Source organism: Chryseobacterium echinoideorum (assembly GCF_007474535.1).
GTDB lineage: Bacteria > Bacteroidota > Bacteroidia > Flavobacteriales > Weeksellaceae > Chryseobacterium > Chryseobacterium echinoideorum.
The window spans coordinates 175,512-200,265 of the sequence record NZ_VKNW01000001.1 but is presented as its reverse complement, the minus strand read 5'-3'; the positions used below and the strand labels follow the sequence as shown (position 1 = coordinate 200,265).

The window sequence follows — 24,754 nt, the reverse complement described above, 5'->3', positions numbered from 1 at the left end:
TTGATTAATTGACTTTCATTTGAATACTTTTTAATCCGGATTCATCGGAAGTTCCGCCGTAGAAAATGGTGTAATCTCCTGCTTTTGGAGTCAAATCATCCACTTTTTCATCATAAAATGTAAATGAATCTTTAGAAATTGTTAACTGAATATTTTTTGTTTCCTTAGATTTAATCAAAACTCTTTCAAAAGCTCTCAAAGTCTTTACTGGTGCCGAAGAATCATTATTTCTTTTCACATAGACCTGAACCACTTCCTCTCCGTCTCTTTCCGAGGTATTGGTAACAGGAATTGTGATTGTAATATTTTCATTGGAATGGATGGTATTTTTGTTCAGTTTAGCATTTCCATAAATAAATTTTGAATAACTTAACCCATGTCCGAAAGCGTACAACGGTTTTTCAGTCATATAACGGTAGGTTCTTCCCTCCATATCGTAATTTTCAAAACCTTGATGCTTGCTGGTTTTTGAAAGATTATTATCAAGCTGTTCCAGATTCTTGTAGAACGTAATTGGCAATCTTCCGGACGGATTGTAATCGCCTGCCAAAACATCTGCAACGGCAGTTCCGCCGGATTGTCCACCGTACCAAGCATTCAGCAAAGCATCGTAATTTTTTTCATCCTGTGCTAAACCAAGTGAACTTCCTGTACAAAGCACAAAAACCACAGGTTTTCCTGTTTTTCTTAATTCCGCTAACAATTCTCGCTGAACCTTAGGAAGGTCGATGGAAGTTTTATCGCCGCCTTTGAAACCTTCTGCATTCACCATCATTTCTTCGCCTTCCAGAATTGGAGAAAGTCCGCCTGCAAAAATAATCACATCCGCATCTTTCACTTTTTCCCTTACAGCAGCGAAATTCACAGGGTCTTTTCTGTACACGTCAAAAGTGATGCTTACATATTTTCCCTTTTGGGTGTGGCGCAACTCAATCTGATATTCTTTACCTTTTTCCATTTTTACAGGAAATTCTGAAGGATGCCTTGCGTCGGGGCCTTTTCTGGTGGCAATTTCTTTTCCGTCAACAAAAAGTGTATAAACATCTGATGTTGAAGGTGAAAGAATCACATCGCCTGTGTAAGGACTTTTGAATACGCCTGAAATAATCGACGACGTATTTTCTCTTCCTACATTTGGAGCAAGCTGAGTTCCGCCAAAGCTGTTGTAGTTGATTCCTGTTTTATTGACAGAAATATTGGCAGATTTCCCTTTGAATTCATTGTTGTTGAAAAACTCAACCTTCATTCCTTTTTCGCCGTTTTTCTGGCTTAAAAACTTTTGATAAAGCGAAGTTCTGGAAGATGGGTCGGCGATTTCGCTTCCTTTTTCATAAATGATTTCCGCGTTTGGAAATTTGGCTTTGATTCCATCCAAAATGGTAACGATTGACGAAGGTGTTCCGTTATAATTTCCCAACTGCATCAGTCCGTCATCGGCGTTTGGACCGACAACAGCGATTTTTTTGATGTTTTTATTTAAAGGCAAAACATTATTCTCATTTTTCATCAGAACAATAGATTTCTGAGCCATTTTTAAAGCCTGTTTTTTGTGCTCATCAGAATCAACAACAGAATATGGAATTGAGTTCCAGTGAACTGAAGATTTTGGGTCGAGCATTCCCAACTCAAACCAACCTTTCAGAATTCTTCGCATCGAAACATCAAGGTCTTTTTCAGTGATTAATCCGCTTGCGAGAGATTTGTTTAAATTATTATATGTATCGCCACATTCCAGATCTGTAGAATGTTTCAAAGCATCTGCGGCGGTAGTTTTTTCGTCGGGATGTGTTCCATGATATTGTTTCTGATAGAAATCTGCCAATGCCCAGCAATCGGAAACGACCATTCCATCGTAGTTCCATTTTCCACGGAGAATTTCTGTCAGCAAAGTATTGTTGGCGCAGCACGGCTGTCCATCGAATGCGTTGTAAGCACACATCACTTCCCTTACATTTCCTTCCAAAACCAGTGCTTTAAAAGCCGGAAGATACGTTTCATACAAATCTCGTTTGGAAACTTCGGCGTTGTAAGAGTGGCGGTTCCATTCCGGACCGCTGTGAACAGCAAAATGTTTTGCGCAGGCGTGCGTTTTAAAATATTTTGGGTCATTTCCCTGCAAGCCTTTGACTGCAGCAACGCCCAAAACGGAGGTCAGATACGGATCTTCACCATAGGTTTCCTGACCTCTTCCCCATCTCGGGTCGCGGAAAATATTGATGTTTGGCGTCCAGAAAGTGAGACCTTCGTAACGACCTGTTTTCTGGGATTCGTCAAACGATTTGTTGTATTTTGCTCTGGCTTCGTCGGAAATCATTTCAAAAGTTTTGAGATGTTCCGGAACATCCCAGGTTGCTGCCATTCCAATGGCTTGAGGAAAAACCGTTGCTGTTCCTGCTCTTGCCACGCCGTGAAGTGCTTCGTTCCACCAGCCGTAACCCGGAATTTCCAGTCTCGGAACCGCTTTGGAATTGTCCATCATCATCCCGATTTTCTCATCCACCGTTAATAATCCAAGAAGGTTTTCGATTCTTTGTTCAACTGGGAGATTGGGGTTTTGGAAGGGATATTTGAAATTCTGTGCGGGAGAGAAAGCGCAGATGAAGATCGATAAGGAAAATAAGATTCTTTTCATTATAATTGATTTAAAACATCATTGAAATATCAAATTGATTTCAAAAAAAGAATATTGATATTCGGTTGATAACAAAGATAAGATTCTATTTTTAATAAATGTATTATTAACACTTAATTTATTTGAAATTTTGTCTTTAATTATTTCGGCATGTTGAGATTTTTGCGGAAATCGTAGAGTCCCAGTAGTGAGTGAGAAACTACCGGTGAAAAACTAATTATTTGATAACATAATATGAATATTTTAAAAAAAATAGAAAACCACCAGAAAAATCTGATGGTTTAAAAAAATTAATTGGTTAAATATTCACTTTCAGGAGCTCCGAGATAACTTGATTTCAGTCCGCCTGTGTTGATTAATATTTTTTCTAAGACAATTCCCGGCTCCAGAACACGTAATCGCAGCGTATGTTTTCCAGGTTGAGAAATCTGGTGTTTCGTTGTAGACTTAATGATATGTTCGGATTGCCATCTACCCAATTCCCCTTTGTAATGACCGTTGAAATTAACAATCTGCGGCGTTCCGCCATCAAAGGAAATCTCATATCGCAAACCTTTATTATGATTGAAATTCAAAGTTGGGGCTAATAACAATTGAACTTCAAACTCACCTTTGGATTCAAAATTAATATCGTATTCCAGATAAATATTTTCATCAGCTTTCGGATAAGCATTTTGAGGGAAAGTCGTCACACCGGATTTTGTCTTTCCGAAATCAGGAATCACTTCCCAATGGATCCGCTCTGAATTGTTCTTTCGTGCAAAATTTTCAGCTTCAATCGAAACATAACCGTTTTTCTCCTGAAATACTTTTTCTTTCGGAACATCTGCGTCAGAAACACGGGTAACTTCAGGCATTACATTTTCTTTTCCGTCAAACCAGGCTTTGTAACCTATCTTCATCTGGTCCATCATATGTTGCCATTTGCCGCCGGCAATTACATTATTATACTGATTGTCGAGATAAGCATTTCTATCAAAACATTCTTTGACTTTATCGGCATAGACATTAGCTTCAACATTTTTTTTAGCAGCCAATTCCTTGTTTTTGGCGACAGCATAATACATTTCATACAGATTGCTGCATGCATCAATCGGATATAAAATCAACTGAAAATAGGCATCCTGATATTCTGCCGGAATATGCTCTTTCAGACGTAATGCTTCCAAAGCCAATGCTCGATAATCATTCAACACTGTTTCAAATTCATTGTAATTTTCAAGACTGTAAGTTTTCCAGTCCAATGTTTCAGGCGTTACACGACGGTTATATTTTGAATAAAGATTAATCATTCCTGCAATTTCTTTGGCGTGCTTTTCTCCAAATTGCTGTGCAGCCCATTTTTCGGTATATTCTAAAAGATTTTTTGAATTGAATTGTTTTGGATTCCACGCCATTTCCAGGAAAAAGCTGATAGGAAATTCCATCGGCTTCAAATCTCCGACATTTACAATCCATATTTTATCTACTTTATGCTCATAAGAAAGATTCATCTGCTCCCAAACTCTCTGAATTGGACTGATATTAATCCATTTGGAGTTTCTCGGTCCGCCCACATAATCGAAGTGGTAATACATTCCGTAACCGCCTTTGTGAAGAGGTTTTGAAAGATCCGGAAGTTTTCTCACATTGCCCCAATTATCATCACAAAACAGCAAAATCACATCATTCGGAACGCGCATTCCTTTGTCATAATAATCCTGAACTTCTTTATATAAAGCCCAGACCTGCGGCATTTTTTCTGCCTTTTCCCCGGTAACACGAGCAATTGTTTTGCGCTGATTTTTTACAATTTCTTCTAGAAGTGCAATATTGGTTCCTTCTCCCATCGCTTCATCACCGTCGCCACGCATTCCTATTGTTACCAATTTTTCCCAGTTTTTGGAACGTTCTATTCCTTTTTTCCAGAATTCGTCCAGCACTTTTTTATTTTTGGAATAATCCCAGACATTCGGCATGTTATTCTTTTGGATGTACCTTTTCCAGTCCGTCTGAGCCTGAGCCATTGGCTCGTGATGAGAGGTTCCCATAATAATTCCCATCTCATTCGCTAAAGGTCCACTCAAAGCATCATCGTCATAAAAAGCTTTTCCCCACATTGCAGGCCAGATGTAGTTGCCTTTCATCCTTAAAATCAGTTCAAAAACTTTCTCATAAAATTTGGAATTGATTCCTCCAAAAGTAGCTCTTGCCCATCCTCCGAGCGAAGGTTCTTCATCATTCAGGAAAATCCCGCGATATTCTACTGCAGGTTCTCCGTCTGTGTAAATCCCTTTTTTAAAGTATAAATTCTCTTTCACCTCAACCGGAACATCTGCCCAATAATACCAGGGTGAAACTCCGATTTGCTGTGACATTTCGTAGATTCCATAAATCGTTCCACGTTTGTCGCTTCCTGCAATTACAATCGCTTCGGAAACGCCAGGAAATGGATTGTTTACATTCTGAATGACATATTTTTCTTTTTTTCCGGTTAAAAATTTTCCGTCGATTTTCTTTTGTTTGATTAAATCATCAATCACCGATTTTGTTCCTACGGTTCCGATAATAATAAAGGGTGAATTCATTCCTGACGTCTGATTTAAAATTGCCGGTTGAACTCCTGTGACTTTTTGAAAATCCGACTGCAAGTTTTTCACCGCTCTCAGAATTCCATTATCGATTCCGGAATTGGTGAAAATGGAAAGACTGAGCGATTTTTCTTTCAGAACAATACTTTCTGCTTTATTTTCTGTGCTAATGAACGGTTCTGTTGCATTGATTTGCAAAAAACATCCAAAAAATATGACGAGAAGAAATATTTTTAGTTGATTCATAATCTTTTATTTTTATTAATAATGAAATTCTGCTTATGAATTGAACCCCTTCAAGGTTCGGATTTTATTTATATTTCGTTTTCCATAGGTTGCACCCGTGGTTATTGATATTGAATCCTGCGGATTTCTTAATGCCGCGAATCTCTCGCAGCCCGGCTTGAACGGAGCTCTTTTTACCGTAGCAAAGCGAAGATAAAAAAGCGGGAGTGGAAGACGGATTAAGCTGCCCAAACTACAAAGTCAATTTCTCAAAACAAACCCTCCGTTTGGTTGAACTTCTACATTAAAATCGCCTTTTGCATTAACTCTCACTTTTTTTTCTGCTGAATTTCCCTGAGCATCATCATTGATGAATTTCAGCGTTTTTCCAGCTAACATGGGAAGGTTAATTTTCAGTTTTTTCACCGTTTTTTCCGCATTGATTCCCGCCACATACCACTGATTCTGATGTCTTCTGGCAATCACGGAATATTTCCCGGGATATCCGTCGATGAAAATCGTTTCATCCCAAAGCGTCGGAACTTCTTTCATAAAATCGAGCTGGAATTTTGGAGCATCGGTAAGGTTATTCGGCATTACACCAAACATCTGAACAGGGTTCTGAAATAAAACCGCCGTTGCCAACTGGAAACCATCTGTGGTGTATCTTTTGTTTTTATCCTTATTGGATTTTGTTAAATATTTATTCAGAAAAGTTCCGCCAAATTCCATACTTCCGACCGTATTTCTGATGAACGGATGCAAAGTCGCAAAAAAAGCTTCCTGTTTGCGGACATCTTCTGAAAAATACAGCATTTCTGAAGCTAAAACAGCCTCGCTTCCTGCATAATTCGGGTACATTACTTCCCAACCTCTCGGCAAAGTTGCGCCGTGGAAAATAATTGTTAAGCCAAAATCATTGGCATCGGAAAGAATATCTTCATAAAGGCGCATTGTTTCCTGCTTGTCGCCTCCGAAAAAGTCGACTTTCAGGCCTTTTACACCGACATCTTTCAGCCATTTCATTTCTTTTTTTCGTTCAATCGCTGAACTCATTTTATTTCTCGGTCCCATCGGTGCATCATTCGCAGCACCGTTGGAATTGTACCAAAGCAATACCTCAACATTTTTGGATTTTGCATACTGAATGAGGTCTTTCATTCTTTCTTTTCCTATATTTTTGTCCCAAAGCGCATCAATTAAAATATATTCATAACCAAGTTTTGATGCCAAATCAATAAAATGACTCTGGTCTTCGTAATTCATACTGTTGTCCTGCCAAAGAATCCAGCTCCAGGTAGATTTTCCGAAAGTGTATTTATGTGAAGGTTCATACATCGGTTCGACAACATCAAAAGGAATCGTCGTTTCAACAATCGGCTTCAAAGAATCTCCGACCGTAATAGTTCTCCAAGGTGTTTTTCCGGGAAGTGAAATGGCAGCTCCGGTGCTTCCGAATCCATTGTTTTCTGCCATATTCGGATAAGTCACCTGATAAAGATTTTTTTCTGAAGTCGTATCCAAATGAGACGCGCAGTATAGACTGTTTACTCCTGTTTCAGACAATAAAATCCAGCCGTCATTTCCAACATGGAACAATCCAGGAAAGACATAACCGTAATCTGCTTTTGTTCCTAATTCCGCATCAGCTTTGTAACCACTTTCGTAGCTTGGAGCGGTTCTGGCAAAACCTGTCATCGGCTTCATCATCGGAGAAAGGAAAGTTGTGGTTTGAGATGGAAATCTGTATCCTGTAATTTCTGACTGTACAATTGTACTCAAACGGTCTTTCATCGGCTGAATCTCATATCTGAAAGTAACATTATTATCGCTCACCTGAAATTCAATTCCGATATTGAAGTTATCTGCATTGGTAAAATTGACTGTCAGAGTATTAGCCGTATAACTAACCTGTGATTTTTTGATTTTTTCGTTTGTGTAATTTTTGGAAACCTTATCTTTTTTGCTGTCAATGAATTTTAAATTTGTAGAGAAATCAGATTCATTGGTGATTAAACCCAATGGAGATTTATCAAGCATTGTTTTTCCTTGAAAAGTAACATTATAAAGTGCTTTTCCCTTTTCTGAAAAGACATTCAGTTTCAATTTTCCGTCAGGGCTGGAGATTTCTGAGACCTGTGCAAAAACAGTATTCATCATGAGAATACTAAAGGCGAGTGATAGTTTTAAAAAAAGTTTAATCATAATTAATTATTTTCAAGAAAAGTCCAATAATCGAAAAACATAATATCTTTTGCTGCTTTTCCATTAAATACAAAATACACATCGTGAACACCGGAAATTTTTTCCTTCACTTCGGCTTTCACCGTTTCCCAACGGTCGTCTCCACCAGTCAACGGAACTTTTACCGTGGCGACAACCGGTCCGCTTACACTGTCCAGATGAACGTCCATCGTCACATCGCTGTTGTGTGTTGTTCCAACTCTGGCTGAAAATGCTGATGCTCCTTTTTTACCGAAATCCACATTTTTCACACTGGTGTAAGCGCCGCTTTTTTTAGCTTTGATGAAAACGCCTGCTTCTTTGTTCTGATAAGATTTCACATTTTCAGACCACGCAATCATTTCTGCCTGATTAAAAGCATAAGGATTAACGGTTGCAATGGCTTTGGTAATTCCATTGGTCATCTTGATTGGTGAAATGGAACCGTCTTTGTTAAAATTGAGTTCTTCCACACTCACCGACCTTGTGAAACCGCTTCCTCCCGGCAAAGCGCCGTTATGATAAAAGAAATAGGTTTTCCCTCTGAAATCGACAATTCCGGGATGATTAGTGAAAGATTTTCCTTCGGTTGGCATTACAATTCCGCCGTATTTCCACGGTCCCTGTGCACTTTTGCTGGTTGAATATCCAATGAATTCAGGAAGCGGACCGCCCGGCCAAAACAGATAATACAGATTTTTTCTTTTGTACAGCCAAGGTCCTTCCTCGTATTTTGTGGGTCTTTCAGGGTTTTCTTTTCCATCCCTTTTTCCGAAAGATTCTGCAGTCATTGGCACTTCCACAATATCGCCGGAATAGGAAATCATATCCTGATTGAGCTTAACCATTTTAAGTTTGGGATTCCCCCAATACATATAGGCTTGGCCGTCATCATCAATAAAAACCGTCGGGTCAATATCCCCCCATTCGCTCTGTACCAAAGGTTTTCCAAGCGGGTCGTGGAATGGCCCAAACGGACTGTCACCCACCGCAACGCCAATCGCTCCTTTGTTGTTGGTTTTAGACCACATCGGAACATACATAAAAAATTTGCCGTTTCTTTCCACGCATTGCGCTGCCCAGGCATCACGTTTTGCCCAGTCAAAATCTTTATAGCTCAGAATACTTCCGTGGTCGGTCCAGTTCACCATATCGTTGGTGGAATAGACCTTCCAGTCGTTCATCACAAACCAGGTGGAATCATCTTCATCGTGTGTGGTGTAGACATAAAGCCTGTCATTATACACCATCGGCGCAGGGTCTGCCGTATAATTGGTCTGAATAATGGGATTCTGAGAAAATAATATTCCCGAATATGCTATTAAACAGAGATTGAGTATTGTTTTGATTGTTTTTTTCATATCTAACTTTTTTTGAACACTAAGGTCACAAAGTTTTTTATTTTTTTAGTTTTACAAAGCCGCTAACGCTTATAAAAGTCTTACGCTATTAATTCTAACAAAAGAATTTAATTTATTTTTTCTGAAAACTCCAGTGGTCGAAATTGAAAAGCACTCTTCCGGCTGTAATGTTTTTCCCTTTAAAGACAAAATATACATCGTGAACGCCGGAAACCGATTCTGAAATTTTTGATGTTAAGGTTTTAAATTCTTCCCAACCTCCGGTTCTCGGAACTTCAATCTCGGCAATTTTATTTCCGTCCAATTTATCTAATCTGACTTCTAAAATTCCACCGTCAACACCTGCAGCAATTGACGCTGAAAATTCAGAGGCGCCTTTTTCAAAATCTACCGAACGAACTTTGATATAACCTCCTACTCTGGTATCGGAAACATAAACACCTGTCTTTTTGTTTTCGGAAGTGCTGCATTTCTCTGACCACGCCATCGTTTCCGCTTCGTTTCTTTTGTAGGGATTGAGTGTTGCAACGGGATTTACGCCTTCTTTGGTCATAGAAATTTTTGGAATGCTTCCATCCGGATTGTATTTGAATTCTTCAATAGACGTTGACCTTCCGTAACTTCCTGCGCCTGGCAATAATCCTGTGTGATAGAACAGGTAGGATTTGCCTTTAAAATCGATAATTCCGCCGTGGTTGGTAAAACTGTTGGTAGGTTGGCCGGTCATTATTTTTCCCTGATATTTCCACGGTCCGGTCGGTGAATCGCTTATCGAATAAGACAGACATTCGGTTCGGTCCGTCATTCCGGCGTACATCATATAATATTGCTTGTTGCGTTTGTAGAACCAAGGTCCCTCCACAAAAACATCTTTAAACTGTTCCTGTTTCTGCAAAACCTCATCACTTCTTCCGGGACGTCTCAATCCTCCAAAAGCTTCTACCGACTGTGGAATTTCGGTGATTTTCCCTTCATACGAAACCATATCTTTGTTGAGTTTTACATAAAATAATTTGCTGTTTCCCCAATAAAGATAAGCTTGTCCGTCATCATCAATAAAAACCGTCGGGTCGATATTATCCCAAGTTCCCGTTGTCACCAATGGTTTTCCGAGTGCATCTTTAAAAGGACCTGTCGGACCGTCTGATACCGCAACACCAATTGCCATATTGTTATCAACGGTCTGAACGCAGATATACCAATAAAATTTGCCGTTACGTTCAATACATTGTGCCGCCCAGGCTCTGTCACGGGCCCAACTGAAAGACTCCAGTGAAAGCGGAGAACCGTGGTCGGTCCAGTTGACCATATCATCCGACGAGTACACTCTCCATTTCGTCATATAATAAAAATCATAGCCAGGAATATCGTCTCCGGTGTAGACATACATCTTGTTTTTGTACACCATCGGTGCTGGGTCCGGGGTAAAATGAGTCTGGATTACGGGATTTTGGGCGGAAATACCTGAACTCAAACCGCAAAAAAGAAGACCTATAAATATTTTTATATTTTTCATTTTTTAATTTTAAAATTTAATTTGATTTTCATTAATTTATAATGGAGAGATTACTGCCGCAAAACCGCCTCTTCTTAAAATTTTCACGTCAACAGAATCTGTACTTTCTATCACAGAATTATCTGTTACAAGCTGTTTATCGTGTTTTCCGTCTTTGATTAATCTCAATTTGTACTTGTTATGTTTATCTAAAAAATCAAATCTAAGATTGATGTTTTTTTCAATATTTTCCCCGTTGATTCCTCCCACATACCATACATTGTTCTTTCTTCTTGCCATCACAACATCTTTTCCCGGAAACCCTTGTAGCAACTGCGTTTCATCCCAACTGGTAGGAACTTCTCTTAAAAATTTCTTGGATTCATCCGGCAATTCGTAATAGCCTTCCGGTCGGTCGGCAAAATGTTGCAATGCAGATTCAAAGACTACACTCAAAGCCAATTCGTGACCATAAGAAGTCAAATGCGGAAACTGTGAATTAGTAAAAGTGACCGGCGTGTAATCCATAGAACCGACTGCATTTCTGGTAAAAGGGAGAATCGTATTATGAACAGGCGCAGTTGCAATAAATTCAGGGCCGTTGTTGTACCATTCTGCACCACGAACGGCTTCGTAGGTCATCAGATTAGGATAAGTTCTAGCCCAACCTCTCGGAACCAGACAGCCGTGGAAATAAACCATCATTTCAAATTGGGCAGCATCTTCCAGAATGTCCATATAATATTGAATCATACTTTGCTTCTCGCTTTCAAAAAAATCTACTTTTACTCCTGCAACGCCTAATTTTTTAAGCTTAGTAAACTCTTCCACACGGTTTTCGTGCGTTAACATTCTGTCTTTCGGTGTAGAAGCAACCCACGTATGGTCGCCACCTGAATTGTACCACATCAACGGTTTTATTCCTTTGGAATGAATGTATTTTAAAGCATCTTCCAGATTTCCGCCATTTCCCATCGAGTCCCATTCCCAATCCAGCAACGTATAAGGCCAATCCATCGCAACCGCCAAATCTGCAAATTCGCAAACCGTTTTAAAGTCTTTGGTTCCGTGATTACTCGACCAATAATTCCAGGAAACTGCGCCTGGTTTTATCCAATCCGTATTTTTTATCACGGAAGGCGGCGCAACATCATCAACTAATGTAGAAGCTACAATATCATTGAGATTTCCAATGATAATCACTCTCCAAGGCGATTTCCATGGCAATGAAATTTTGGGCAATGATTCTCCTTTTCCTCGTCCGTCTTTTGGGTCGGGGAAGGTGATTTTATATTTATTTTTATCCTCTTTATTACTCAGTTTAGACCCGCAGTAACTGCCATCAACAGCCGATTCGTGAAGCAAAAACCAGCAATTATTATCTTTTGTCTGAAACAAGGCAGGATAACACCACTCTTCCTGCTGAATTTTTTCGCCAACCATTGAAGAATAAAGCCCTTCGTTCGCAGGATTCCATTTTTCTGTCCAGCGTGTGGTTTCTGTGTCAATGGCATAAGATGTTAATTCATCTTGCACCACGTAATTTCCCTTTCCAATAATTGAATATCTAAAAGCAATCCCATCATTATAAACACGGATAATCACGTCCAGTTTTTTCTTTTCTTTGTTTTCGAATGTAAAAACAACTTCATTTCCCGTATTATGTCTTCGGGAAGATTTCCCGTGAGGCATTGTGTAATTTTCTTTTATTAATAACGGTTTTGAAGATTTCAGAAATTTCATATCGGTAAAAGAAATACCATCAGAAAGAATGAATCCCAAATCTATTGACGAGATGGCTTCTGTCATTTTACCATCATTAAAATAATTTACCTTCAAAAACCATTTCCCATTTTCAGTATTATTTTCATTAAAAACTTGGACTGAAATCTTTCCGTTAGGTGATTCAACCGTTAAATTCCGGGCTGAAACGGCCATAAAAGAATACAGCAAAATCATCATCAAAATTGCTTTTGAAAATATATTGATGCTGATATGATTTTTGATGGTATTCATTTTTTATTTTCCTGAATTAATCTTGTTTTATTTGCCCGGACTTAACTTATAATAAGCCACACCGTGCGCCGGAATATCCAGTGATAATGCCTGATTCGTTGTATTGATTTTTGCAATATCCTTCTGTCTCCAGATATCTCTTACGGTTTGACGACCGGAAATCCCAAGCTTCTTGAAATCTTTGTAAGACATATTCACTTTTTCCCTTCCGAAATTGGCAAAAGCCACTGCTTTTCTGCCGTCTTCAAGGTCTTTTACGTAAATTTTCAATTCGCCAATGGTCTGCAGACAAACGCCCTGTTTTCCTAAAGCATCCTGATTTACGGCAATCACTTCATCATTCGTTAAAAGATTTAAAGTAAAATCATCCAGTTTCTCGAGGTCGCAACCAATCAGTAATGGCGCAGAAAAAATGCTCCAAAGACTGATATGTAAATATTGTTCGTCCGGTTTCAATCGGCTCTGGTGCGGATTTCCCCAACCTACGACGCCTACCACCAACATATCGGGGTCGTTCCAGTTGCCGGGTTTTGCGTAGGGTGCGGCTTTGTCTTGAGCCAGTGCTATATTTTTGACACTCGCCCAAGTATCAGTAATGTCGTTGGTTGTTCGCCAGGATTGTGCATCCGCATCATTTCCCCATTTCCAGACATCGCCCATCCCGTATTGACAAAGATTATACACAATATCACGAGGCTGATTTTTTAATAAATCTCCCATTAATTTAAATGGCTTTACGCCTTTATCCAAATCTCCACCACCCTGAAAATTGAGTGAAGAAACTTTATTTGGGTCGTTATCAGGCAAGCCGTCAATCACGCCGCCGTAACTGCACCAATCGTATTTCAGATAATCAATTCCCCATTTTGCGTAGCTTTCGGCGTCCTGTTTTTCGTAGCCGTAGCTTCCTGCACAACCACCGCAAGTCCAGGGTCCGGGAGAGGAATAAATTCCTGCTTTAAGACCTTTTGAATGGAAATAATCGGTTAATTCCTTCATATCCGGAAATTTGGAATTCGTTAAAATATAGCCATTTTCATCACGCATTTTCCCTTTGAAAGACGGGTCTTTTCCATCTCGGTTAAACTGCCACGAATCATCGATATTGATATAATTCCAGCCGTGGTTTACTAATCCTGATTTAACCAAAGCATCGGCAGCGCGTTTTACTTTATCGGCAGAAACTTCGTGTCCGAAACAGTTCCAGCTATTCCATCCCATCGTTGGTGTCAAAGCTATTTTGTCACCGCTTTTGATTCTTAATTTCTTTGAAACTGAGCCTTTAGCATTTTTAGCGGATAAAAGGACTTCATAGGTTCCTTTTGAATCTATTTTTCCGGTAATGATTCCGGTCTGTGAATCTATTGTTAAACCTTTCGGAAGATTTTTCGCCGCAAAAGTCAACGGTCTGTCACCCGTTGCCGCAACCCTGAACAAAAAAGGTGAGCCGGGACGAACACCATAAACACCTGCTGAATTAATTTTTGGAGTTGCCGCAGGTTTTGGTGTCAAAATATAAGGTACTGATGAAATCGGATTAAATGTTATCAGTTTTGCACCATCTGCTATTTCAAATTTGGCATCTGCCCAATTAGCGTGGTCGTAATAAGGACCATTTCCTCCGTCTGTTACGACTAATTCTAACTGTTTTACACCTTCCAGCGAAACGGAAACAGGCTTTGCTTTATCGCCTAATTTCATTATTCCGCTTGACCAAAGCTTTTTATTATCGCCGTAAATTTCAAATTCGACAGCGGGATTTTGACCTTTCATTTCATCATCCATTCCCACCATTGTGGAAAAGCTTTTTGCTTTGCCATTTAATTTAATCAACAAAGAACTTTCAGCGTGCGTACCAAAACCTCTTTTGAAAACTTCGCCGGCAATCGTCAAAGGTTTTCCGTCCACCGAAGTATTGATTCCGGGTTTTCCGTGCCCTTGTGTTGCCACACTCAAATCCAACTGGTCTAGCCAAACAGTTGACTGCGCTTTGGAAATATTTCCCGACAGCAAAAATGTTACAGCAATTAAAAGTATTTTCGTCTTCAACATGATTTAAAATTTGGATTTAATTAAATTTCCACCAATCAAAATAGAAAAGGTCTTTTTCCCCCTTAAAAACAAAATATAAATTGTGGATTCCTTTAACACTTTTCAGAGGTGTATTAATTGTTTTATATAGGTCTCCCTCACCTTTTCCTGTAACGTTAACAATTCCCAGCAATGGCCCATTAAGAGCATCTGAACGCACTTCTATTTTTCCTCCATAAAGAGAAGCAACGTTTACATCCAAAGATTTTACGCCTTTGGAAAAATCTACCCCTTGGATTTTAATATAATCACTATTGTTAATTGAGCTAATAATAACACGGTCTGTGATTTTTTTACCTCTGTTATAGGGTTGATTGCGTTCCCATTCTGTGACCATTTCTGTTTTCAGACCTTCGCTGTAAGCCATCGTTTCTGCTTCAACTCTTTTATAAGGGTTCAGAGTACCCATTCTTTTTGCACCATCCGTAGTCCAGAAAGGAAGTTTCTGAATGGTTCCATCTGGATTGTAGGTAATTTCTGTAACACTAACAGACCGGCGTTCGTAATGCTTGCTCATGGTCTGCATTCTAAGCATATGGTTGAATCCGAAAACATAAGATCTGTCTTTGAAATATATGATACCGGGATGATTTCCGCTGGATCTCTGGTCGCCATCCATTATCACGCCTCCATAATTCCAAGGGCCGGTAGGTGATTTTGCCATTGCATAGCCAATCCCTTCCGGACAACATTTAGAAGCATAAGCCATATAGTAAATTCCGTTTCTTTTCCACGCCCAAGGTCCCTCCTGATATTTGAAAGGATCTGGCTGGTCTTTCACCTTCGCAAAAGAAGGGTCTTTGGTAATTGGGCCAGCAAGAGATATCATATCTTCGTTGAGTTTAGCATACCAAAGATTCGGATTTCCCCAGTACAGATAAGCCTGCCCGTCGTCATCAATTAAAACTGTGGGATCGATGTCATCCAGAGAATTTTTGATCAAAGGCTTGCCAATAGGATCGGTGAAAGGTCCATATGGACTGTCCGCCACCAAAACGCCAATACCCATATTGTTGGGCATTGGACAATACATATAGAATTTTTCTTTTCTTTCAACAACCTGTGGCGCCCAGGCACCGTTGTCGGTATTTACCCATTTAAAATCTTTGAGCGAAGCCACCACGCCGTGGTCTGTCCAATTGACCATATCTGTGGAAGTGTATAGTAACCAGTCTTTCATTTTGAATCCGAAAGCATCGTCCTCATCGTGGCTTGTGTAAAGATAAACCGTGTCTTTGTAAACCATCGGCGCAGGATCGGCAGTGAATTTGGTCTGTATGATTGGGTTTTGGGCGAAGGAAATTTGAAAAAATCCTAAAATCCCTATTAAACTTAAAAGCTTCATAATTAATACTTTAAGGTTATTTAAAAGTGATATTTTTTTTTCGGAATAGTTTACCATTTTCTGCTGTCCATCCGGAAGCATTAGATTGAAACTCCTTGTCTCAATCATTCCTTTGTATTTACCTTTCCGGTCACCTATTGTGAGTGTTTTTGATTTTTCGTTCCAATGCAAAGGGATTTCAGTGTAATCACCTTTTTCATAATTGTAATTATCGAATTCATCTTTATATAAGACAAAATTTGAATCTGCTCCCGGATAGATTTTCACTGTAAGATTATCCCATTTTTTCTCAGTAGCATATTGTACATCTGGATCGAAAGTAATGATGCTTCCCGCTTTCACAAACATTCTAATAGCTTTGAAATATTATTTAAAAAGTTCCTTCGCAAACTGATGCAGACTGTCTCTCCAAACCGACCAGCTGTGACCTCCCGGATAATCTGTGTAAGAATATTTAATTCCAATTTTATCCAGTTCTTTCAACATTTTCTGACCGTTTTCATAAGCGATATCATCTTTTCCACCCATTGAAATCCAGAAATTTTTAACATTGGATGAAAAGGCAGATTTATTTTCATTTAAAAATTTGTACTGTTTATCGGCAACGTCCTGAAGCATCGGCAACATATATCCTGAACTGAAAACACCCAGACCAGAGAACATATCAGAATTCTGGATTCCTGCATATAATGTATAAATTCCACCCATAGAAAGCCCTGCCAACGCACGGTTTTCTTTGCCTTTTTTTATTCTGTAATTGGATTCGGCAAACGGAATGATGGATTCTTTCAGTTCTTTTTCAAACATCTGAAGATTACGCTCGCCAAAGTTTCGGATTCCGCCCTGACCAATATTTGCATCCGGCATAATGATGACCATCTTTTTTGCATTTCCTTCGGCTATCAGATTATCTAATATCAGATTGGTTTTGCCTTGCTTTGCCCAACCGCTTTCATCTTCACCACCACCGTGTAAAATATACAATGCAGGATAAGATTCTGAAGGATTCTGGTCGTAACCCGGCGGTGTATAAATGAAAACTCTTCTCCAGGAGTTGGTGATTTTGGAATAGAAATTTTTGATACGGATATCACCGTGCGGAACGTCTTTTAATGCATAAAAATCATCTCCTTCAAAAGGAATATCGATTCCGCTGGCATATCTTCCCATTCCGTAGAATGTTTCACTGGACGGGTCTGCAACCGCAACACCGTCAATCAGCAAAGAATAATAATGGAAACTTCCGCTTTGAGCATCAGTTGTACCCGTCCAAAAGCCATCGGCATCTTTTTTAAGGTCATATTTTTTTCCTAAATCTATCTGAACTTTTTGCGCATCCGGTGCTTTTACTTTGAAAATAACTCTCCCGTCTGGAAGAATCTGAGGATACTGAGCATTTCTGATATTGGTTGCTGCGGGAATTCCCAAAACGGTAAATCCATCAAATTTAGTTTTATCAACAGGCTTGAATAGAAGCTGTGAAAAGATGTATAAATCATTCTTCCAAACTTTGAAATCGTGACCGCCCGGTTCTATATAAAAAATATGCGGAACTTTATTCTTTTTCAGATAATCGCTGGTTCTTTTACTGAAAGGCATCAGTCCATCTGCATCGCCGCAGGAAATAAAAATAAGCTTCAGCTTTAGTGCATCTTGTGGATTGGGTAAAAGCTGATTCGGTTCTTTCGTTTTGGGTGCTGAAGAAAATGCGCCCAGCCACGCAAATTTATTGATGTTGCCGAAAGCAAAATTCTGTGTCTGTCCACCTCCCATTGACAAACCTGCTAAAGCCCGGTTTTCACGGTCTTTTTTGACAGGATATTTTTTTTCTACAAACGGAATCAGGTCATTCAGCAAATCTTTTTCAAAGGTTGCGAAGGCTTCGACTTTATCGGGAGCCATTATATTTCCTTTTGCTCTGTCATCTTTCATTGCACGGCCGTTCGGCAAAACAACAATCATCGGTGTGAGTTTTCCCTGTGCGTAGAGATTGTCCAGGATAACATTCGGTTTTCCTTGGTTGAACCATTCTTTTTCATCGCCGCCAATGCCGTGAAGAAGATAAAGAACAGGATATTTTTCCCCTTTTTTGAATCCCGGCGGTGTGTAAACCAATGCTTTTCTTGTGGTTCCGACTGTTTTTGAAGCATATTGAATCGTATCGATTTTTCCGTGGGAAATGGTTGGGTTTTCAATATCAAAACCTTGTGAAGCCTGTTTATCAAGAGTTTGTGCCGAAACAAACATTCCGGATAACATAAAACTTACTGCTAATATGATAGATTTGTTCATAATTTTTATTTGTATTTTTTACACTTATTAATTTAGGTAAAAAAATAAGACCGACAAGGGTTTATCTTTTTTACATTTTTAATGTTAATTATCATTGCTGTAATTAACAGGTCGCCTCTACGAGGCTTTGATTATGATGGTACAATGTTTTGCTACTAACAGTTTGCTTCTACGAAGCAATAATTTTCATTTTTTTCAGACAGTGAATCTCTCGCAGCCCGACCTGAGTGGAGCTCTTTTTGTGGAGCGAAGCGGAACAAAAAAGCGGGAACGGAGGGCGGATAAAGCTGCCCAAATTATTCAAATTTAATTATTCCGAACTTGTATTCACTCTGAAAAAATCAACATCTACAAAACCTCCCAGATTCTTAGTTGCGTAATTGAAAATCGCAAACTTTGAACCCATAAAAAATCTTCGGTAATCGAAAATCATTTTGTAATCTTTTGCCATTTTTGTCCAGTTCATTTGGTCGGTGCTGTAATAAAAATCGGCCAAATCTCTTCCAAGGTTAAAATCGGCATCAATTTTAAAATAAACTTTGTCCGAGTTTAATGGGATTGTCTTTTTTTCTTCTTTTTTAACACCTGTAACCGCCTTAGTTTTATTATCTAAACTGACTTCATTCGTTGAAAAAACAATAAACTTTTTACCCCCTTCCATCACCACGGATAAAATCCCTGAATCACCGTTGAAAGCACTGAAACCTGCAACATCACCGTCTTTCATTCCTTTTGCATCCAGGGCAACAATAGCTGTTGATTTTGGACCTTCCATTCTTTGCGTTAGTGTATTTGGAGCGAGGTAGAGATTATCTACTATTCTACTGGTTTTCAATCTTAAAAAACCTTTTTTGTCGGACAATGACCAAGCTGAATTGATAGGATTATGATTCCACTGCCATTGGATTTTCATTTTTTTGTCAGAAAATTCGTCACTTTCTACCAAATGATTTTTCGGTTTAAATGGTGAAAGCGGAACTTCACCCCTTAGAGGAACTTTTCCGTTGTCACCTAAAATTGGCCAGTCGTTTTCCCATTTCACAGGAAGCAAAATAGGTACCCTTCCTACTCCATTTCTGTCCTGGAAAATCAGTGAATACCAATTTCCGTTTTTATCGTCAATCAAAGCACCCTGTCCGGCATAGGAAAATCCAAGAAAATTGTCTTCAAGAATGACTTTTTTCTCATAAGGTCCGGTTACTTTATCAGCTCTGTACACTTCCTGACGGCGTTTCCCTCCTCTCGGCCAGGAAATCATCATCATATAATATTTTCCTTCATTTTTAATGATTTGATTACCTTCCAAAAGTCCGGTTTCCGATTCATCTTTCTGGAAAACTTCCGTTCCGTCCTGATTTCCGATAATGTTTTTAAAATCCGGGTTCAGCTCAAAAACTTTGTTGGAAGTGAAGACATAAACCCGGTCATCATCATCGAAAAGCAAAGATGCATCGTGAAAATGTCTGGTTCTTGTGATCAGTTTCCAATTGCCTTTTTCAGGATTATCGGAAACATAAAAATAGGATTTGAAAGGCTCATCATTCGGGGAAAACAGAACGTAATATTTTCCTTTGTGATAACGGATTGAAGAAGCCCATTGTCCACGTCCGTAAACGCTTCCGCCTATCAAATCGTATTTAGAATTATCATTTAGCGTATCAAAAACATAACTTGACATTTCCCAATGTACCAAATCTCTGGAATGCATTACCGGAGCGCCCGGCATCAGGTGCATTGTAGTACTTATCAGGTAAAAATCGTCGCCGTTTCTGGTGATTGACAAATCCGGTGCATCCGCCCATATAATCGGATTTCTGAATGCTGTTGTCTCTTGTTTTTTTACAGGATTTACCTGGGCTGAAAGAAGATTCAGCCCGATACATCCCAAAAAAGAAACTATATAAAATGGTTGATTAATTTTCACGTTTGATATTTTGGTTTGGTTGATTTAATCAATCTTAAAAAAACACTTCGACAAGCTCAGTGTGACATTGCTAATACTAACTGTTTATTTCAAATTGGCTTATCGTATCAAAGCCTATATTATCTTAAGTTTTGGCTAAAGCCGATTGATTGTTTTTCTTTGAAAACGGGCTAAAGCCCGTCCCTATTGATATCGTGCGATTATTTTCAATATTAATTAGGCACAATATCGTTTGAAGAAGTACTATACAATCCTATCAAACTTCCAGTGAAACCGCCTGCAACATCGGTAGAAAGGATATCTCCTGAAACCGGACCGCCCAGATTTTTAAAATTCTTGCCATCTGTTGCGTAATTAAAGCTGATATTGTCTTTCTCTCCTGTAACCTGAAATTTAATGGTTTTACCTAAAGAAATTTTCTCGCTGGCTACTAATGTTGACGCCCCCTTTTCGGTTCTCTCTAAAACGATATAGAAATCTTTGTCTTTTTTGGTAATTCCAAAAACGTAATTGAATGTTTCGCTTTGATACAGAGTAATTCCAGCCAATTCTTTTTCAGATTTTGGTTTATAATCCAACATTACGGAAGTTTCGAAGTCTTCGTGCTGTAATCTGTGGAATAATGACGAAACCGGAGCCAATGCTTTGATATTCGTTTCCATAGGATTCACTTTTACACCGGTTTTCGTAGTCGTAATGAAGTTTTCACGAGGTCCACGCATTGCAATCCAACGGAAATCCAGGTTCTTATCGGTTAATTTATCATTATACGTGAAATTTCCGTTCGGGAAAAATCCATTTTGTCCGGTTTTGTTCTGAACACCTTGTGGCATTTTCAATTTCGGCTTCATCGGAACCAAGCCATTTTGGAACACAGGATACGTTCCGCTCCAATCCACCGGAAGAATGAAGGTTTCTCTACCGTGATTTACACGATTATTGACATTCGGACGAATGGCCAAAAACACGCCGTACCATTGCCCGTTCGGACCTTCAACCAAATCTGCGTGACCTGCCCAATCTACTTTTTCTTTTCTGTCTCTCGGAAAATATCTTTGCGTCAGAATCGGATTATTTTTAGCCGGAACAAACGGTCCTTTAGGAGAATCTGCCATAAAAATAACTTCGCTATGATTGCCTCCGGTTCCACCCTCAGCACACATCAGATAATATTTTCCTTTGTATTTGTACAAATGAGGCCCTTCAATCCAAATTGGTTTTTGAGAAAGGTCAACACCACCGTTTACGATTATTTTGTCCGAACCTGCAACAACCTGGTCTTTCTCCAAATCGTAATCCCACATTTTGATGACGCGGTGACCTTGATACTGCTCAGTTCCTTTTGGTGGGGCGTCGTTATGGACAATGTAGGCTTTCCCATCATCATCGAAGAAAATGGCAGGGTCGATTCCATCGAAATTCAGTTTCTGGACTTCGCTCCAGCCTTTTGCAGGGTCTTTGGTTTTTACGACCATATTTCCGACTCCGCCCGCAATCTGCGTGGTAATCATATAAAATGTATCGTTGAATTTGTTGTATTTGATATCCGGTGCATAAATTCCCTGAGAAACGCCACCTTTTTCAACTTTAAGTTGTGAAGGTCTGTCCAGAACGTGGCCAACCTGTTTCCAATTTACCAAATCTTTGGAAGTGAAAATCGGAACGCCCGGAAACATCGAAAACGAAGAATTCACCAAGTAATAATCGTCGCCTTTTTTGGTGATACTCGGGTCGGGATAACAGCCCTGAAGAATTGGTGAATAAAATTCGTCTGATTTCAGAGGGTTGTCATTATATAATTTGTCGTTTCCTCTGTATTGAAAATCGGTAAAAATCTGTGCTTGCAAACTGGTTACAGAAAGTAGAGCCAGAGTAGCAAAAATGCTGGTTTTGTTTCTTAGGAAATTTGGATTCATTGTTATCTTTTTCATATATAATTTTTAATTTTTTTTAATCGTTGAACACTTCGGGTTCGTTTTATTTATATTGATAGGATTTTATCCTATTCTCGTTTAAATCGTCCCTTCGGGACTTTGATTATCATTTAAATTTTGGCTAAAGCCAATTGTTTGATCCATTTATTAAACGGGCTAAAGCCCGTTCCTATTAATCAATTTTTTATTTTCAGTTTGTATGTTTTTCCTGATTCTGTTGGGAAATCATACATCACAGATTCTTTTATTTCGACAAGGTTTAATTTGGCTTCACTGGAAATTATTGTTTTTTTAATCTCAGGTGTTTCGAAAAAGTGATTTGGGTTTTTGCCTTCCGCTTTTTTGAGTTTTGTTTTTCCTGATAATTCCATTTTGTTGGGAATTCTGACTCTGCAGTTTCCGCCTAAATTGGATTTTATGGTGATTTCCTTCGCTTTATTATTTTCCCAGACAATGCTGATTTCAAAATCGCCGTAGGTTTTCAGCCCGGAAATCTTTCCATTTTTCCATTCATCCGGAAGTGCGGGAAGAATGTCGATAAACCCGTTCTGAGTTTGCAAAAGCATCTCGGTAATTCCCGAGGTACAGCCAAAATTTCCGTCAATTTGGAACGGCGGATGCGCATCAAAAAGATTGGGATACGTTCCGCCTTTTTTGCCCCGACCGTCTTTTTCTACCAAAGTTAATTGGTCTTTGATTAATTTGTTGGCGTGATTTCCGTCTAATAATTTCGCCCAAAGATTCACTTTCCAACCCATACTCCAGCCCGTTGAAACGTCTCCACGGTGCAGTAAAACGGTTTTGGAAGCGTCCAATAATTCAGGCGTGGTGAAAGGATTGATTTGGTTGGACGGAAACAATCCGTAGAGATGTGAAACGTGCCTGTGATTGTCTTTTGGGTTGTCTAAATCTTCTGCCCATTCCTGCAACTGTCCGTATTTCCCGATTTTCATCGGTGGTAATTTGGAGATAATATTCTCCCAAACTTTTATTTTATCTGAATCAACATTAAGAATTTCTGCAACTTTTTTTGTTTTAGTAAATAAGTCAAACATCAACTGATTATCTATCGTATTTCCAACTGCCAAAGCACTTCCCTGATGTCCGTTTGGAATATTTTCGGGAGACATTGACGGACTTACGACCAGCCATTTGTGCGTTGGTTCTTCAACCAAAAAATCTTCATAAAACTGAGTGGCAGATTTTAGAATTGGATAAACGGATTTCAAATAGTTTTTATCTCCGTTGTACAAATATTTTTCCCAAAGATGCTGAGAAAGCCAAGCGCCACCCATTGGCCACATTCCAGCGTTGGCAAAATCTATAACGCCAGTGATTCTCCAAATATCCGTATTGTGATGAGCGACCCAGCCACGACTGTTGTACATTGTTTTTGCTGTTTCTTTTCCGGATTCGCTTAAGTCTTTTATCATCTGAATCAGCGGTTCGTGCATCTCGGAAAGATTGGTCTTTTCCGCCGGCCAGTAATTCATTTCCGTGTTGATGTTGATGGTATATTTGCTGTCCCACGCAGGTTTGTTGGAATTATTCCAGATTCCCTGCAGATTCGCCGGCTGACCACCAGGTTGTGAAGAGGAAATCAAAAGATAACGACCAAACTGGTAATATAACGAAATCAATTCCGGGTCGTAATGGGTTGCGAAATTTTTAATACGAATGTCAGTTGGTTGTTTTACTGCTTCGGAAGTTCCTAAGTCGAAATCGACTCTTTTGAAATATGTCTGATAAGCATTCAGATGATTTTGGAATAAGGTTTTGAAATTTTTCTGTTCTGCTTCGGAAATGTATTTTTTACTTTTTGAAACTTCATCTGAGTTTAAAGTTTTGTAATCTGTGAAATTGGTCGCTATGGAAATTAGAATCATTACTTCATCAGCATTTCTTACCGAAATTCCATTACTCAAAATTGCTGTTTTTCCACCTTTGTTGAGGATTTTTGCGAGTGCATTGAATTTAACCTGACCCTGAACGCCGTCTAAAGTTGAAGACAATCCGTCCATCTGCAGGGTTTTAGAATCAATGGCTTTGCTGTTTTTCCTAAGTTCGCTAGTGAAATTGGTTGTGAAATTCAGTGCATTTTTTTTGTCCGAACTTAATTTAATGACAATAACATTATCAGGAATTGAAGCGAACACTTCCCTTTTGAAATTAATTCCGTTGGAAATAAAAGTCGTAGTTGTGATTGCTTTTTCGATGTCTAATTCCCTGTAATAATTTTTGACATTATTAACATTATTAAAATCAAGCGTAAAATCACCAATATTCTGATAGGCCGAACCGTGAAGGCTTTTCGCTTTCAATCCTTTATCCGCAAGAATCTGAGCTCTTTTGTAATTCCCGTTAAATAAATAATATCGGATAGAATCCAACACTTTCGGTCCATCAGGATTATCATTCCGGGAAGGTCCACCAGACCAGAAAGTGCCTTCGTTCAGCTGAAGTTTTTCCTGGGAAGGGTCGCCAAAAACCATTGCAGCCAATCTTCCGTTTCCAACAGGTAATGCTTCCACCCACTGTTTGGCAGGTTTGTCATACCAAAGCTTATTTTTCCCTCCTTTTTGAGCCAGGGAAAATCCACTTAGGAAAATACAGATGATTACTATGTAATGTTTTTGGTTCATTTAT

General features: G+C 39.1%; 12 protein-coding genes. All 12 read right to left on the bottom strand.

The genetic code is table 11. The features are described 5' to 3' along the window. Positions 1 to 4 precede the first annotated feature (4 nt). A complete protein-coding gene (locus tag FOL89_RS00860; RefSeq protein ID WP_144280959.1) occupies positions 5 to 2,632 on the bottom strand; it encodes a beta-glucosidase in 2,628 nt (875 codons plus the stop codon). 290 nt (positions 2,633 to 2,922) lie between these two features. Then, complete coding sequence (locus tag FOL89_RS00855) at positions 2,923 to 5,448, bottom strand: glycosyl hydrolase 115 family protein (protein ID WP_144280958.1); 2,526 nt, start codon at positions 5,446 to 5,448, stop codon at positions 2,923 to 2,925. Positions 5,449 to 5,688: 240 nt separating this feature from the next. Then, complete coding sequence (locus FOL89_RS00850) at positions 5,689 to 7,632, bottom strand: glycoside hydrolase family 97 protein (RefSeq protein ID WP_228444833.1); 1,944 nt, start codon at positions 7,630 to 7,632, stop codon at positions 5,689 to 5,691. A gap of 2 nt (positions 7,633 to 7,634) precedes the next feature. Beyond that, a complete protein-coding gene (locus tag FOL89_RS00845; protein WP_144280957.1) occupies positions 7,635 to 9,011 on the bottom strand; it encodes a glycoside hydrolase family 43 protein in 1,377 nt (458 codons plus the stop codon). A 112-nt stretch (positions 9,012 to 9,123) separates the two neighbouring features. Then, positions 9,124 to 10,527, bottom strand: a complete 1,404-nt coding sequence (locus FOL89_RS00840) for a glycoside hydrolase family 43 protein (RefSeq protein WP_144280956.1) — start codon at positions 10,525 to 10,527, stop codon at positions 9,124 to 9,126. Positions 10,528 to 10,563: 36 nt separating this feature from the next. After that, the gene (locus tag FOL89_RS00835) at positions 10,564 to 12,522 is read right to left on the bottom strand and encodes a glycoside hydrolase family 97 protein (protein ID WP_144280955.1); all 1,959 of its coding nucleotides are present in this window, start codon (positions 12,520 to 12,522) and stop codon (positions 10,564 to 10,566) included. Positions 12,523 to 12,549: 27 nt separating this feature from the next. Continuing rightward, positions 12,550 to 14,574 (bottom strand): NPCBM/NEW2 domain-containing protein, encoded by a 2,025-nt coding sequence (locus FOL89_RS00830; RefSeq protein ID WP_144280954.1) that lies wholly within the window; start codon positions 14,572 to 14,574, stop codon positions 12,550 to 12,552. A gap of 16 nt (positions 14,575 to 14,590) precedes the next feature. Next, on the bottom strand, positions 14,591 to 16,306 hold the full coding sequence (locus tag FOL89_RS00825) for a family 43 glycosylhydrolase (protein WP_144280953.1): 1,716 nt from the start codon (positions 16,304 to 16,306) through the stop codon (positions 14,591 to 14,593). An 18-nt stretch (positions 16,307 to 16,324) separates the two neighbouring features. Beyond that, positions 16,325 to 18,250 carry an alpha/beta hydrolase-fold protein gene (locus FOL89_RS00820; RefSeq protein WP_144280952.1) on the bottom strand — a complete coding sequence of 642 codons (1,926 nt, stop codon included), beginning with the start codon at positions 18,248 to 18,250 and terminating at the stop codon, positions 16,325 to 16,327. A gap of 310 nt (positions 18,251 to 18,560) precedes the next feature. After that, positions 18,561 to 20,174: a glycoside hydrolase family 43 protein gene (locus tag FOL89_RS00815; protein WP_144280951.1), complete on the bottom strand. Its 1,614-nt coding sequence runs from the start codon at positions 20,172 to 20,174 to the stop codon at positions 18,561 to 18,563. Positions 20,175 to 20,386: 212 nt separating this feature from the next. Beyond that, the gene (locus FOL89_RS00810; RefSeq protein WP_144280950.1) at positions 20,387 to 22,105 is read right to left on the bottom strand and encodes a glycoside hydrolase family 43 protein; all 1,719 of its coding nucleotides are present in this window, start codon (positions 22,103 to 22,105) and stop codon (positions 20,387 to 20,389) included. 179 nt (positions 22,106 to 22,284) lie between these two features. Next, positions 22,285 to 24,750, bottom strand: a complete 2,466-nt coding sequence (locus FOL89_RS00805; RefSeq protein WP_144280949.1) for a glycoside hydrolase family 95 protein — start codon at positions 24,748 to 24,750, stop codon at positions 22,285 to 22,287. Between the last annotated feature and the right edge of the window lie 4 nt (positions 24,751 to 24,754).